The organism is Pseudomonas sp. 008 (assembly GCF_016861935.1).
Lineage (GTDB): Bacteria > Pseudomonadota > Gammaproteobacteria > Pseudomonadales > Pseudomonadaceae > Aquipseudomonas.
Map to the genome: position 1 here is coordinate 17887 of NZ_BOMA01000016.1, position 13582 is coordinate 31468.

Sequence of the window (13582 nt, forward strand, 5' to 3'; positions counted from 1 at the left end):
CGGCCCTTGGGCAAGCGTTGCAAACTATTTGGGGCCGAAAAATGAAAAAGCCACCCGAAGGTGGCTTTTCAATACAAGCAGGTCAGGCCGCTATCAGTAAGCCTTGCCAGTCTTGTAGAAGTTCTCGAAGCAGAAGTTGGTCGCGTCGATGTAGCCTTCAGCGCCACCGCAGTCGAAACGCTTGCCTTTGAACTTGTAGGCCATGACGCAGCCGTTTTGCGCTTGCTTCATCAGGGCGTCGGTGATCTGGATTTCGCCGCCCTTGCCTGGCTCGGTCTGTTCGATCAGGTCGAAGATGTCCGGGGTCAGGATGTAACGGCCGATGATCGCCAGGTTCGACGGTGCATCTTCAGGTTTTGGCTTCTCGACCATGCTGTGAACGCGATAGATGTCGTCGCGAATCATCTCGCCGGCAATCACGCCATACTTGTTGGTTTCTTGAGGATCGACTTCCTGGATGGCCACGATCGAGCAGCGGAACTGCTTGTACAGCTTGACCATCTGGGTCAGTACGCCGTCGCCTTCGAGGTTGACGCACAAGTCGTCCGCCAGTACTACGGCGAAAGGTTCGTCGCCAATCAGTGGACGGCCGGTCAGGATCGCGTGACCCAGGCCTTTCATTTCGGTCTGGCGAGTGTAGGAGAACGAGCACTCGTCGAGCAGTTTACGGATGCCGACCAGGTATTTCTCCTTGTCAGTGCCCTTGATCTGGTTTTCCAGCTCGTAGCTGATGTCGAAGTGGTCTTCCAGGGCGCGTTTGCCGCGACCGGTAACGATGGAGATTTCGGTCAACCCGGCATCCAGTGCTTCTTCGACGCCGTACTGGATCAGTGGCTTGTTTACCACCGGCAGCATTTCTTTGGGCATGGCTTTAGTCGCTGGCAGGAAGCGAGTACCGTAACCGGCTGCTGGGAACAAGCATTTCTTGATCATATAAGTCCTTGAAAGGGCTGTGTGTACGAGTTTCGGCGCAGTCTAATCAGGCGGCGTGCACCTTACAATGCCCCGCACTGGCTAACCGACGCCATCATAGAGAAATATTCTGATGGATAGTTCCGCAGATAAGCTGCACAACGTCTTATAGATAGCAGAGATCGACGACCTGCGCGGCCATCAGTCTAGCGACAATCTGCCCCACCCTACACCCATCGGCACCCGTTGAGGGCATTTGGCGCTATCATTGCGCACCTGAACCAGCCAACGAGGCAGATAGATGTCGGCAGCAAAAAGCGTCAACGGGTACCTGATCAATCAGGCGAAAGACGGCCAGTGGTGGATAGACAGCGTCGGCGGCGAGAATATTGCCGGGCCGTTCCCTACAGAAGCGTTGGCGATTGAAGTGGCATCGGTGTTGCAGGATCAACCCGCAGCACCCAAGCGGCGCGGCAAGGACAAGCCTTGAGCTGAACCTGGCGCGACCGCAGCCCTGTCTTTGCGCAGGGCTTTTTTGTGAATGCCTGCAACGAAGTGGCCAATCGCTATAACCTTTCGTTGCAGCCGCTGTCATAGCGTTTAGCCCCCATCACTGACGACGACCACGACATGAAAAGATTCTTGCCACTGATTGCGGTACTGGCCCTGAGTGGCTGCGCCACGTCCGAAACGACTTACCTGAAAAATGGCGAGCAAGGCCTGACCATCGACTGCTCCGGAGAAGCCAACGCCTGGGCCAGTTGCTACGAAAAAGCCGATGCCTCTTGCGCCGGCACCGGCTATCGGATTGTCGGTACCGACGGTACACCTTCGACCAAGGAAAGCGACAAAACCCTGGGCGTCGACGTCGGCAATTACAAGAACCGCAGTGTGGTGGTGGTCTGCAAGTAGGGCACCCAATGCCCTACATATGGATTTCGGCGAACTTGATCCCGAGCCCGCGTACGGTCTCGATCAAATCGTCGAGGCGGCTGAAGGACTCGACTTCATCATTGTCATCCACCAGGAAAAAACTGCGCCCGGCGCTTTTCTTGAAAAATACGATCCACTCCCCCGGATTCGCCGGGTTCTGAATCACATGGGTGGCAGAGATATGACCCTCTGCGTGGCGCTCCCGCACCTGCTCTCGTTTCATGCTCGACTCCAGAAATGACAATGCCGTCAAAGTGCGACTTTGACGGCATCGATGCTGACCGAGGGTAGTCTATCAGCCAGAAATGCACGCGGTGGCGGCATTGCGCACATCCCATGGGCGCAACGGTACATTGGAGATGCGCTCATGCAGTTTGATGCTGCTGCCACCGGAGCGGTCTTCAATGTCAAACACCGCTGCCGGCCCCGAGGAGAACTTCTGCGGCACAATCACCCGCATGCCATCCTTTTGCGGCTCGACTTGCAGGGCCCCACGGCTACTGGCCAACTTCTCGACCAGGCACTGGGCGTACTCATGGGGCTTCTTGCCTGAAATCACGTTCATGGTAGGCAACGATGCAGTGATGTCCGAGACCGTCGCACATCCACCCACTGCCAATGCAAACGGTACGACCAGAACACCCCATTTCATATGAAACCTCCGATAAAGACCCTCCGACAGCACAAATGCTGTTTTTCTCCAAGGCTCCCTGCTTTTATCGCTCATAGAATTCCAAATAACTGTTTTTAATTGTCAAAGCGGACCCCGACAGCCAGATAATAACCTGTTCGGGCTGATAAACTGCGCCAATCGCCCATGCTATCGTTTTGATTTTGTAGAAAAAGCCCTTCTGGAGGCGCCTCATGAAATTTATCCACCAGCGCGAGCACCTCAACGAAGACGACATCGTCGTCATTCAGTGCTCCCAAATGTGCAACATCCGTTTGATGAACGATGCCAACTTCCGCAGCTTCAAGAACGGCGGCCGTCACACGTATCACGGTGGCGCATTCGACACCTTCCCGGCCCGGATCACCGCGCCGAGCACCGGTTTCTGGAACATCACCATCGACACGGTCAACCGCCGGCCGATCAGCGTGACCCGCAAACCGACCCTGACGCACTCGATCAAGATCATCCGCCGCTCCAGCTCGAAGCTGAGCTGAACCCACACCAGAACAGACAGGTATGACCGTGGCCCAGACGACCAAATACGTCATCAAATACAAACTCAACGGCGAGCGTCGCTTCGAATTCGCCCAGCTTGAAAACGGCACCGCAGAAGAAGCCAAGGCTGCGCTGGACAAGCTGCATGGCCAGAGCGAAGACGTCATCAGCGAGATCAGCGTCAGCAAAGCGCTGTAACGCGATCTGGAGCGACAACATGGACGTCTGCTCCCCTCGCGAATTCGACCGCAAGCGCCGGAGTGCCCGCTCTCGCAACGCTCACTAAACTGGCCGCCTCGACCTTTTGGTCAAGGAGTCAGAACCCTTGTTTACCGATCCGATTCACCACGATGCCCTCGACTGGGGCGCGCTTACGCAGCAACTCGACCAGGATGGCTGCGCGATCATCAAATCGCTTTTAAGCCATAAGACCTGCGATGAAATAAGCGCCCTGTACGACTGCCCCGAACCCTTTCGCTCGAAAGTGGTGATGGCGCGCCACGGTTTTGGCCGTGGCGAGTACAAATACTTCAGATATCCGCTACCGGATCCGGTGGCCCGGTTGCGCAGCGCGCTCTACCCTCGACTGGTTCCCATCGCCAATCGCTGGTACGAATGCATGGATTTGCCGACCCGTTTCCCCGAATCCCATGAAGCGTTTCTGCAACGCTGCCATGCCGCCGGTCAGGAACGCCCGACACCTTTATTGCTGCAATACGGCGCGCAGGACTACAACTGCTTGCATCAGGATTTGTACGGCGAACACGTATTTCCGCTGCAAGTGGCGATTCTGCTGTCAGAACCGGAAGAGGACTTTACCGGTGGCGAATTTGTGCTGACCGAACAACGCCCACGGATGCAATCGCGCCCGCAAGTCATCGGACTGAAGAAAGGTGACGCGTTGATTTTTGCCGTGAATCAGCGCCCGGTTAAAGGCGTTCGCGGCTATTACCGAGTGACCCTGCGTCATGGGGTGAGTCGCCTGCACAGTGGAAAACGGCATACCCTTGGAATCATCTTTCACGATGCGCTATGAGCCCATGAACCCGATCACCTTCGATCTGTTTGCCGACGCCGAACCCGAGCAGCAGCCCAGGCGCGAGCAGATCGGCGAACAGTCCTACGTCCTCAGGGGCTTTGCCCTGCCCTGGCTCGACCGGTTACTACCGGCGCTGGAGGCGGTTCTGACAGCGGCGCCGTTTCGGCAGATGGTCACACCCGGTGGCTTTACCATGTCGGTGGCCTTGAGCAGTTGCGGCACCTGGGGCTGGACCACCGACCGCAACGGCTACCAATACACCCGCAACGATCCGCAAACCGGCGCGCCCTGGCCTGAAATGCCCGAGGTGTTTTTCGAACTGGCCCAGGCGGCGGCGCGAGAGGCCGGGTTTATGGCGTTCGTACCGGATTCCTGCCTGATCAACCGCTATGTTCCTGGGGCCAGGATGTCGTTGCATCAGGACAAAAACGAAAACGCCTACACCGCCCCCATCGTGTCGGTGTCTTTGGGGTTACCGGCGACGTTCCTGTTCGGCGGCTTCGAACGCAGCGCCAAAAGCCAGCGGGTGCCACTGTTTCACGGTGATATCGTGGTTTGGGGCGGCGTGGACCGTTTGCGTTACCACGGCGTATTGCCGATCAAGGAAGGCCAGCATCCGCGGCTGGGCGAACAGCGGATCAATTTCACTTTTCGTACTGCGCGATGATGCAGTCGAATTCGACCGCAAGACCCGGAGTGTGGCGTCGGTGCCGGCTGGTTAATCTGCATGAAACGGGTCAACGGACATGAAGCCATGACAACTCAATCGCCAACAATCGCCACCGAAAACGATCCTCGCTGGGCCGCCGTGGTCGCGCGCGATCCACGTGCCGACGGGCAGTTTGTGTATGCGGTGAAAACCACCGGTATCTACTGCCGCCCCAGCAGCCTGGCACGCCTGCCGAAACCGCAGAACGTCGAATTCTTCGACACGGCCGAGCAAGCTCAGGCGGCGGGTTATCGCCCCAGCAAACGGGCCGCGAAAGATCACAGCGACGTCGCCGCCCAACATGCCGCGACCGTGGCCGCCGCGTGCCGTCAAATCGAATCCGCCGAAACGTTACCGGCGTTGAATGAGCTGGCGGAGGCAGCCGGTTTGAGCAGTTTCCACTTCCATCGTGTATTCAAAGCCATCACTGGCCTGACGCCCAAGGGCTACGCCACCGCCCATCGTTCACGCAAGGTTCGCGAGCGCCTGACCGATGGCGGCACGGTTACCGATGCGCTGTATGACGCCGGATTCAATTCCAACAGCCGTTTCTATGAGGCAGCGGATCAATTGCTCGGCATGACACCCGGCGACTATCGCGCGGCCGGGCAGAACAACGACATTCGCTTTGCCGTCGGCCAGTGCTCTCTGGGAGCGATTCTGGTGGCACAAAGTGAGCGCGGAGTCTGCGCGATTCTGCTGGGCGACGACCCGCATCAACTGGTCTGCGACCTGCAGGACAAGTTTCGTCGCGCCAACCTGATTGGCGCCGATCATGAGTTCGAGCAGTTGATCGCCAAGGTCGTCGGCTTTATCGAAGCCCCGGCCCTCGGCCTGGACTTGCCGCTGGATGTACGCGGCACAGCGTTTCAAGAGCGGGTATGGCAAGCCCTGCGGGAGATTCCCGCCGGTAGCACCGCCAGTTACGCCGATATCGCTAAGCGCATCGGCGCGCCAAAAGCCATGCGCGCCGTAGCCCAGGCCTGTGGCGCGAATAGTTTGGCGGTGGCGATCCCTTGCCATCGCGTGGTGCGCAGCGACGGCAACCTGTCGGGCTACCGCTGGGGCGTGGAACGCAAGCGTCAGTTGCTGGAACGTGAAAACGCGTCCGGGTCCTGAAAGCCGATATAGACCGCCACGGACTCAGGCCCGGTGTAGACCTCGAAGTCCGTGGCGAACTTGCGGCGAACCAGCGGGTTGTCCTCGAAGTAGGCCCAGATAAAGCCCCAGGCCTGAATGACGCTATCGGGCATCGCCCCTTTGGCGCTGAACACCAGGTAATCGCCGCCCTCAACCTGAATCTGCGCAAAGCCCTCGGAGGGTGCGGCGACCGCCACTCCCGCGGTCACATCGAAGTGGCCTGACGCGTCGGACTCGTAGTTGGAATACACGCCGTACATAAAGGAATCCGGTTGTTTGTGGGCGATCTTGTCGAAAATATCCTCGACGAAAAACCGCTCCCACATAGGGCCGATACGTGCGGTATCCGGCTGCTGCTCTGCGGCATTGCGGGTTCGCACCTGCAAACCCGAGACGCTGAAGGGCTGCACTTCGCGCAGTTTTACATCCATTGGTCGATATTCCTTGTCGCTACAGTTTGTCTATTTGAGTGATTGATGCTGAAACGATCAACGATTGACGTCGACCACCACCCGGCCGCGCAACTGCCCGGCAAGCAAGCGTGGCGCGGCGTCGATGGCTTCGCTCAAGCCGATTTCGTGGCTGATCAGCGGCAGCAAGGCGAAATCCAGGTCCTTGGCCAGGCGATTCCAGGCCAGTATCCGCCGGGCTTTGGGTTGGGTCACGCTGTTGATCCCGGCCAGGGTCACGCCGCGCAATATGAACGGTGCGACGGACGCCGGGAAGTCCATGCCCTGGGCCAGGCCGCAGGCGGCGACGGTGCCGTTAGCCTTGGTGCTCGCGCAAGCATTGGCCAGTGTGTGGCTGCCGACCGAGTCGATCACCGCCGCCCACCGTTCCTTGGCCAACGGCTTGCCCGGCTCCGACAATGTGGCGCGATCAATGATTTCACTGGCGCCCAAGTGCTTGAGGTAGTCGTGTTCGGAGGTGCGGCCAGTGGAGGCCACCACGCGGTAGCCGAGTTTACTCAGCAGCGCGATGGCGAAACTGCCTACACCGCCGTTAGCGCCCGTCACCAATACCTCGCCCTGCTCGGGAGTCACGCCGTTGTGCTCCAGCGCCAGGATACTCAGCATCGCCGTGTAGCCGGCCGTGCCGATGGCCATCGCTTGTGCGGCGGTGAACGCCTTGGGCAACGGAATCAGCCAGTCGCCATTCAGGCGAGCTTTCTGCGCCAGCCCGCCCCAGTGTCCTTCACCCACACCCCAGCCATTGAGCAGGACTTGATCACCGACCTTGTAGTCCGGATGACTGCTGACTTCGACAGTGCCTGCCAGATCGATCCCCGGCACCATCGGGAATTTGCGCACCACCGGGCTGCTGCCGGTGATCGCCAGGCCATCCTTGAAATTCAATGTGCTGTAAGCCACACGCACCGTCACATCGCCCTCGGGCAATTGATCGTCAGCGATCTCTTGCAGTGTGGCCCGGTAACCGCTGTCGTCTTTGTCGATCAAAATGCCTTTGAACATCACTGCCTCCAGGTGGAATCGCTCAGTTGTCGTGCTGTTGAAATAACACAGGGAACCCCATCACCGTACCCGACTTTAAGCCAATCCCCATCGTCTGGCGCCTTGCGGATCATCCTGTACGCATTAAAAACTCGACTGGCCCTGCGCCAGGCATTACTGATACAAACTGGCTTCTACCGTCCCTGCCCTGTTTCGACGTCGGAGAACACTGCACATGAACCAATGGCCAGACACCCGCATTCTTGACCTGCTCGGGATCGAGCTGCCGATCATCCAGGGCCCTTTGGCCGGCGCGACGACTTCGGCCATGGTGATTGCTGCGTGCAACGCTGGTGGCCTGGGTTCGATGCCTGCCGCGATGCTGAGCATCGAGCAGTTGCGCGAAGAACTGAAGACGATTCGCCAACACACCCAGCGCCCGTTCAACGTCAATTTCTTCTGCCATCAACCTCCACCGCCGGATGAGCAGCGCGCCCGGGAATGGAAGAATCTGCTGGAACCGTACTACCGGGAATTGGGCGTCGACTTCGACGCACCGACGCCGGTGTCCAATCGCGCGCCGTTCGATAACGCGGCCTGCGAAGTGATCGAAGAGTTTCGCCCCGCAGTGGTGAGTTTTCACTTCGGCCTGCCGGAAAAGTCGCTGCTGGATCGGGTAAAAGCCACCGGAGCGAAAGTTCTCTCCTCAGCGACTACGGTCGAAGAAGCCATCTGGCTGGAGCAGCATGGCTGCGATGCGATCATTGCGATGGGTTACGAGGCTGGTGGTCACCGGGGCATGTTCCTCAGTGATGATTTGAGCAGCCAGGTGGGTACTTTCGCGCTGGTGCCGCAGGTCGTTGATGCGGTGAAAGTGCCGGTCATTGCGGCGGGCGGGATTAGCGATGCGCGTGGCGTCGCAGCGGCTTTTATGTTGGGCGCATCGGCGGTTCAGGTAGGTACGGCTTATTTGTTCACGCCAGAGGCCAAGGTCAGCGCGTCCCACCACAAGGCGTTGCGCACGGCCAAGGAAAGCGAGACAGCGGTCACCAACATTTTCACCGGGCGCCCGGCGCGCGGGATTCTCAATCGGGTGATGCGTGAACTCGGGCCGATGAGCGCCAAGGCACCGGCCTTCCCCTTGGCGGGCGGTGCGCTGATGCCATTGCGGGCCAAAGGGGAAGCGGATTTCAGCAACCTTTGGGCCGGGCAGGCGTTCACCCTGGGCGTTGAACTGACTTCGGCAGAGCTGACCCGGCGATTGGCGGATGAAGGATTGGCCAAATTGATTCACCGCTAGGACGGGGGCCCGCTACAGGGCGCGCGTGAATTCCGACGTGCACATCCCATTCGTTCCGTTTACAGGCATTTCGCTATATATTCTGATATATAGCGTTTCACTCGCCTACCACGGAGCCGTTTCATGACCATGCGTGCCTCACGTTTTGCCCCTGTGTGCCTGTTCAGCGTGTTCGCTTTCGGGTCCGCCCACGCGGATGAAGTCCAGGTCGCCGTTGCCGCCAACTTCACTGCGCCGATCCAGGCCATCGCTGCCGATTTCGAGAAAGACACCGGGCACAAACTGGTCACCTCCTTTGGTGCAACCGGCCAGTTCTATACCCAGATCAAGAACGGCGCGCCGTTCGAAGTGTTGCTCTCGGCGGATGACACCACTCCACAGAAACTCGAGACCGAAGGCGACACCGTCAAGGGTTCGCGCTTCACCTACGCCATCGGCACGCTGGCGCTGTGGTCGGCCAAGGAAGGTTATGTCGACGCCAAGGGCAAGGTTCTGAGCGACAACCAGTATCAGCATCTTTCCATCGCCAACCCGAAAGCCGCCCCATATGGCCTGGCTGCCACTCAGGTGCTGGCCAAGCAAGGCCTGACCGACAAGGTCAAAGACAAGATCGTTGAAGGCCAGAACATCACCCAGGCTTACCAATTCGTGTCCACCGGCAACGCCGAACTCGGTTTTGTGGCCTTGTCGCAGATCTACAAAGACGGCAAAGTGACCAGCGGTTCGGCCTGGATCGTTCCGGCCAACCTGCATGATCCGATCAAACAAGACGCGGTGATCCTCAACAAGGGCAAGGACAACCCGGCCGCCCAGGCATTGGTTGACTACCTCAAGGGGCCGAAAGCCGCCGCCGTCATCAAGTCCTATGGTTACCAACTCTAAATGACGCTATCGAGTGCCGATTACTCCGCGATCTGGCTGACCCTGAAACTGGCGTCCCTGACTACGGCCATCCTGCTGATCATTGGCACTCCGATTGCGTTATGGCTGTCGCGTACCCAATCCTGGTTGCGCGGTCCGGTCGGGGCGATCGTCGCCCTGCCCCTGGTGCTGCCACCCACGGTGATTGGCTTTTATTTACTGTTGGCGCTCGGCCCGAACGGGTGGATCGGCCACTTCACCCAATCGCTGGGGCTCGGTACCCTGACCTTCAGTTTTGCGGGGCTGGTGATCGGCTCGGTGCTGTACTCGATGCCGTTCGTGGTCCAACCGCTGCAAAATGCCTTTTCCGCCATCGGCACTCGCCCACTGGAAGTGGCCGCCACCTTGCGCGCCAACCCCTGGGACACGTTCTTCAGCGTGATTGTGCCGCTGGCCCGTCCCGGTTTCATCACCGCGGCCATTCTCGGTTTTGCCCATACCGTCGGCGAGTTCGGCGTGGTGCTGATGATCGGCGGCAACATTCCCGACAAAACCCGCGTGGTTTCAGTGCAGATCTACGATCACGTCGAAGCCATGGAATACGCCCAGGCCCATTGGCTGGCCGGGGCAATGCTGGTGTTCTCCTTTGCAGTGTTGCTGGCGCTCTACTCCAGCCGTAAAACCAAAGCGGCCTGGAGCTGACCCATGATTCAAATGCGCTTGAAACTGAGCTATTCGGGATTTGCCCTGGATATCGACTTGCAATTGCCCGGCCGTGGAGTGACTGCGCTCTATGGTCATTCCGGTTCGGGCAAAACCACCTGCCTGCGTTGCATCGCCGGCCTGGAGCAGGCTGAGCAGGGTTTTATCCAGGTCAACGATGAAGTCTGGCAGGACAGCGACAAGCGGATTTTCGTCCCGCCGCATAAACGCGCCCTGGGTTATGTTTTCCAGGAAGCCAGCCTGTTTCACCATCTGTCGGTGCGGGCCAATCTAGAATTCGGCCTCAAGCGCATCCCTCGCCAACAGCGGCGGGTCGACATGGCGCATGCCACGGAGTTACTGGGGATTGGCCATTTACTCGACCGCAATCCGCAGAATCTTTCCGGCGGTGAGCGCCAGCGTATCGGCATCGCCCGTGCCCTGCTCACCAGCCCCAAACTGCTGCTGATGGACGAGCCACTCGCGGCGCTCGATACCCAGCGTAAAAACGAAATCCTGCCATACCTGCAACGATTGCACGATGAGCTGGACATCCCGGTGCTGTACGTCAGCCATTCCCAGGATGAAGTCGCGCGGCTTGCCGATCACCTCGTCCTGCTCAGCAACGGCAAGGCTTTGGCCAGCGGCGCCATCGGCGAAACCCTGGCCCGGCTCGATCTGCCGCTGGCGCTGGGCGATGACGCCGGCGTGGTGATCGAAGGGCACGTCAGCGCCTATGACGCCGACTACCAGCTGCTGACCTTGCAACTGCCCGACACCGACCTGAACATTCGGGTCGCCCACGCGCCGATGACCAAGGGCCAGGCATTGCGCTGCAAGGTTCAGGCGCGGGATGTCAGCCTGAGCCTGCAAGGCGTCGAACAGAGCAGCATCCTCAATCGCCTGCCGGTCACGGTGATCAGTGAAGTCGGCGCCGACAACGCTGCTCACGTACTGATCCGCCTGAATGCCGCCGGCACACCGCTGCTGGCGCGAATCACCCGCTACTCCCGGGATCAACTGGGCGTGCACCCGGGCCAGCAACTCTGGGCGCAAATCAAAGCGGTGGCGGTGCTGGCCTGAACCCGTCGCCGAGACGTATTCAAGGGGGCGCTGAACCGACGAACGACCCACCAGTTTTTTGCATGATCGCAACGGGCTTCTATGCTTGATCTGAACACGAATAGCTTCGGTGACGCCATGGAAGACATTTTCGTTGTGAAACGCTGCAACAAGATCATCGTTCATGGCCGCCGGGCCGGAGAAGTCGGTCATCCACCGCCCGACGCCGCCGTCTGGTATCGCATCGTCGATACCCGCACGCGCGGCTTCATCGGTGACGGCTTCGATCTTGAGGAGGACGCCAGGCGCGAATGTCGCAGGCTTAACGAGGCCAGTTCGCCGGTGTCGCACGGGTTGGCTTGACGCCGGCCACTTTCATTTTCCGGGTCTATACTTGAAGGAGCTGAAGGACCAGCGACCCATCGGCAGAAAGCTCGCTCCCCCGCGGGCTTTTTGTTGCCCTTTAGCCGATTTCCTTGAACGGAGGTGATTGTCATGTCCGAGAAAGAGTCTATCGCCACCCTGCTCACCCTGCTTGACTCCCGTCAGGCCCGCCTTGCTGCTGCGTGCAAGGAAATCGCCGACTGGGTCGATCATCAAGGGGGGCATCCGACAGCGCTCAGGATTCGTGACCGCTTGAACGACATCGAGAAGGACACGCCGCAGATTCGCAGCGCGTTGTCTGCACTCAAACATGTCGAGCCGCCACTGCCTCGGTTCAAATCAGGCGACCGCGTTATTTGAGCCAGGGACAGAGTCCAATTCAGCACACCTGAGCGGTGACCTCTTCGTCACCGTGGTTATGCCTGCCTGCCAGACTCGCGCTACATCCCAACCCGGCCCAGTTTGCCGGGCTTTTTTTGTGCGCGCGGCGGCCATTTCACACCGTCTTCACAACCGAACTCCTACAGTTCACCTGCTCCTTTGAAAACATCCCCTGGCCCGCCCGCATGCGGGCCATTTTTTTGCCTGCCGTAACGCGAACGAACGCCCTCACCCGCCAGGTGTCGAACGCTTACACATCACGAAGGAGAATGTCCCATGGTCACTCACTTCAAAGTCGGCGGGCACCTGGCCTGCGGGCACAAAGGCAGCAACCTGACTTCCAGCAGCATATTGAACCGGGTGAAATGCAGAAGCTGCCGCAACACCGATGCGTACAAGGAAGCGCGCAAAGCCGAACGCAACGCCGCACGTCGGGCCGCACGCAAAGCCAAAGCCACCCATGCCGCCAATGACTGGCGCACAGAGTGGGTACAACGGCTGATCGAGATGCCCGGACTGCAACGGCTACCGCGTGGCTTTACTGGCCAGCCATTTGTATAGCTGACACGTTAGGCGTGAGGATTTCCTCTAGAAAATCGATAAACACATTGATCCGGCTGGATCCCCGGTGGTTGGGCAAGTACAGCGCGTTGATGCAGCTGCTCGCACTGCCGGGATTGACTTCGTAGTGTTCCAGCAGTCGCGTCAGCCGGCCTGCGGCGACATCGTCGCGCACCAGCCAGTCGGCCAGCAGGGTCACCCCGCCGCCGGCGATTGCCGCTTCGCGCAGGATGTCGGCGTTGTTGCTTTGCAGGCGGCCGTGCACATTGAGCTGGATGGTTTCCTTGTCGCCCTGGAACGTCCAGCACTGGTGCGAACCAGCGTAATCAAAGCGCAGGCATTGGTGCTCGAGCAAGTCGCGAGGATGACACGGCGCCGTGTGGCGGCTCAGGTAATCCGGGCTGGCCACCACCCAGCGCTGGAAGGCCCCTACCCGTTTACTGACGATGTCTTCACTGACCACCGACGATCCCAGACGCACCGACACGTCGATCTGTTCGCTCAGCAGGTCGCTGACCTGATCGCTCAACGACACGCTTATTTCCAGTCCCGGATGGCGCTCGAGCAAACGGCCCAGATGCGGCGCGATGATCCGCCGACCGAACTCGACGGGCACGCTGATCCGCAGGCGTCCTTGCGCCTCGCTGCCACGGTCGGCAACCACGGCATCGGCTTCGTCGATGGCGTCAAGAATCGCCACAGCCTTTTCGAAATAGGTTTGCCCGGCGACGGTCACGCTGGTGTTGCGTGTCGTGCGGTTGAGCAGGCTGGCGCCGAGCTCGTTTTCCAGCCCCGCCACCTGGCGAGTGACCGAAGACGTCGAGATACCGAGCTTGCGCGCCGCAGAGGAATAACCGCCGCAACGCACGGTTTCAACAAACATCTTCAGTGCCAGCAACTTGTCCATAAGTGGAATCCGGTCAAAAGGGAACGGTGGTGATTGTGCATCACCGTTCGCCAACCGTCTTGTATGACGGTG

The 13582-nt window shown here is 59.4% G+C and carries 20 protein-coding genes; 14 read left to right on the forward strand and 6 right to left on the reverse strand.

Annotated features, from left to right (window positions below):
• Positions 1-93: 93 nt before the first annotated feature.
• A complete protein-coding gene (gene galU / locus JUI81_RS26650) occupies positions 94-933 on the reverse strand; it encodes a UTP--glucose-1-phosphate uridylyltransferase GalU (RefSeq protein ID WP_003182953.1) in 840 nt (279 codons plus the stop codon).
• A gap of 280 nt (positions 934-1213) precedes the next feature.
• On the opposite strand from galU, the gene JUI81_RS26655 reads away from it, so the two are divergent.
• Together JUI81_RS26655 and JUI81_RS26660 are read left to right on the forward strand one after the other, a co-directional pair.
• Positions 1214-1402: a hypothetical protein gene (locus JUI81_RS26655; RefSeq protein ID WP_007935646.1), complete on the forward strand. Its 189-nt coding sequence runs from the start codon at positions 1214-1216 to the stop codon at positions 1400-1402.
• Positions 1403-1542: 140 nt separating this feature from the next.
• Complete coding sequence (locus tag JUI81_RS26660; protein ID WP_018929069.1) at positions 1543-1824, forward strand: hypothetical protein; 282 nt, start codon at positions 1543-1545, stop codon at positions 1822-1824.
• Positions 1825-1837: 13 nt separating this feature from the next.
• Here JUI81_RS26660 and JUI81_RS26665 read toward each other — a convergent pair whose 3' ends face one another.
• Entirely contained in the window at positions 1838-2068 is a 231-nt protein-coding gene (locus tag JUI81_RS26665) for a hypothetical protein (RefSeq protein ID WP_007935641.1), read from the reverse strand.
• Positions 2069-2140: 72 nt separating this feature from the next.
• Complete coding sequence (locus tag JUI81_RS26670; protein WP_019578790.1) at positions 2141-2497, reverse strand: hypothetical protein; 357 nt, start codon at positions 2495-2497, stop codon at positions 2141-2143.
• A 212-nt stretch (positions 2498-2709) separates the two neighbouring features.
• Here JUI81_RS26670 and JUI81_RS26675 point away from each other — a divergent pair, with 212 nt between their 5' ends.
• The 5 genes from JUI81_RS26675 (at position 2710) to ada (ending at position 5880) form a co-directional block, all read left to right on the forward strand.
• Complete coding sequence (locus JUI81_RS26675; protein WP_007900033.1) at positions 2710-3012, forward strand: DUF1883 domain-containing protein; 303 nt, start codon at positions 2710-2712, stop codon at positions 3010-3012.
• Positions 3013-3040: 28 nt separating this feature from the next.
• The gene (locus tag JUI81_RS26680) at positions 3041-3211 is read left to right on the forward strand and encodes a hypothetical protein (RefSeq protein WP_086945763.1); all 171 of its coding nucleotides are present in this window, start codon (positions 3041-3043) and stop codon (positions 3209-3211) included.
• 127 nt (positions 3212-3338) lie between these two features.
• Entirely contained in the window at positions 3339-4049 is a 711-nt protein-coding gene (locus JUI81_RS26685; protein ID WP_019578789.1) for a 2OG-Fe(II) oxygenase, read from the forward strand.
• Positions 4039-4719, forward strand: a complete 681-nt coding sequence (alkB, locus tag JUI81_RS26690) for a DNA oxidative demethylase AlkB (RefSeq protein WP_204125353.1) — start codon at positions 4039-4041, stop codon at positions 4717-4719. The genes JUI81_RS26685 and alkB overlap by 11 nt, the downstream gene beginning before the upstream one ends.
• Positions 4720-4806: 87 nt before the next feature.
• Positions 4807-5880 (forward strand): bifunctional DNA-binding transcriptional regulator/O6-methylguanine-DNA methyltransferase Ada, encoded by a 1074-nt coding sequence (ada, locus tag JUI81_RS26695; RefSeq protein ID WP_026331630.1) that lies wholly within the window; start codon positions 4807-4809, stop codon positions 5878-5880.
• Here the strand turns inward: ada and JUI81_RS26700 are convergent.
• Together JUI81_RS26700 and JUI81_RS26705 are read right to left on the reverse strand one after the other, a co-directional pair.
• Positions 5844-6332 (reverse strand): GyrI-like domain-containing protein, encoded by a 489-nt coding sequence (locus JUI81_RS26700; protein WP_204125354.1) that lies wholly within the window; start codon positions 6330-6332, stop codon positions 5844-5846. The two genes, ada and JUI81_RS26700, sit on opposite strands and share 37 nt — an antisense overlap.
• A gap of 57 nt (positions 6333-6389) precedes the next feature.
• The gene (locus tag JUI81_RS26705; RefSeq protein WP_019578785.1) at positions 6390-7373 is read right to left on the reverse strand and encodes an MDR family oxidoreductase; all 984 of its coding nucleotides are present in this window, start codon (positions 7371-7373) and stop codon (positions 6390-6392) included.
• Positions 7374-7587: 214 nt separating this feature from the next.
• Here JUI81_RS26705 and JUI81_RS26710 point away from each other — a divergent pair, with 214 nt between their 5' ends.
• The 7 genes from JUI81_RS26710 (at position 7588) to JUI81_RS26740 (ending at position 12603) form a co-directional block, all read left to right on the forward strand.
• On the forward strand, positions 7588-8652 hold the full coding sequence (locus JUI81_RS26710) for a nitronate monooxygenase family protein (protein ID WP_204125355.1): 1065 nt from the start codon (positions 7588-7590) through the stop codon (positions 8650-8652).
• Positions 8653-8781: 129 nt separating this feature from the next.
• A complete protein-coding gene (gene modA, locus JUI81_RS26715) occupies positions 8782-9534 on the forward strand; it encodes a molybdate ABC transporter substrate-binding protein (RefSeq protein WP_371929188.1) in 753 nt (250 codons plus the stop codon).
• On the forward strand, positions 9535-10215 hold the full coding sequence (gene modB, locus JUI81_RS26720) for a molybdate ABC transporter permease subunit (RefSeq protein ID WP_019578782.1): 681 nt from the start codon (positions 9535-9537) through the stop codon (positions 10213-10215).
• Between the two features lie 3 nt (positions 10216-10218).
• Positions 10219-11298, forward strand: coding sequence for a molybdenum ABC transporter ATP-binding protein (gene modC / locus JUI81_RS26725; protein ID WP_028940673.1), 1080 nt, complete (start codon positions 10219-10221; stop codon positions 11296-11298).
• 81 nt (positions 11299-11379) lie between these two features.
• A complete protein-coding gene (locus JUI81_RS26730; protein WP_204125356.1) occupies positions 11380-11640 on the forward strand; it encodes a hypothetical protein in 261 nt (86 codons plus the stop codon).
• Between the two features lie 132 nt (positions 11641-11772).
• Complete coding sequence (locus JUI81_RS26735) at positions 11773-12021, forward strand: hypothetical protein (RefSeq protein WP_018929055.1); 249 nt, start codon at positions 11773-11775, stop codon at positions 12019-12021.
• Positions 12022-12318: 297 nt separating this feature from the next.
• Positions 12319-12603, forward strand: coding sequence for a hypothetical protein (locus JUI81_RS26740; protein WP_204125357.1), 285 nt, complete (start codon positions 12319-12321; stop codon positions 12601-12603).
• Here JUI81_RS26740 and JUI81_RS26745 read toward each other — a convergent pair.
• Entirely contained in the window at positions 12581-13510 is a 930-nt protein-coding gene (locus JUI81_RS26745; protein WP_204125358.1) for a LysR family transcriptional regulator, read from the reverse strand. The two genes, JUI81_RS26740 and JUI81_RS26745, sit on opposite strands and share 23 nt — an antisense overlap.
• Positions 13511-13582 lie beyond the last annotated feature (72 nt).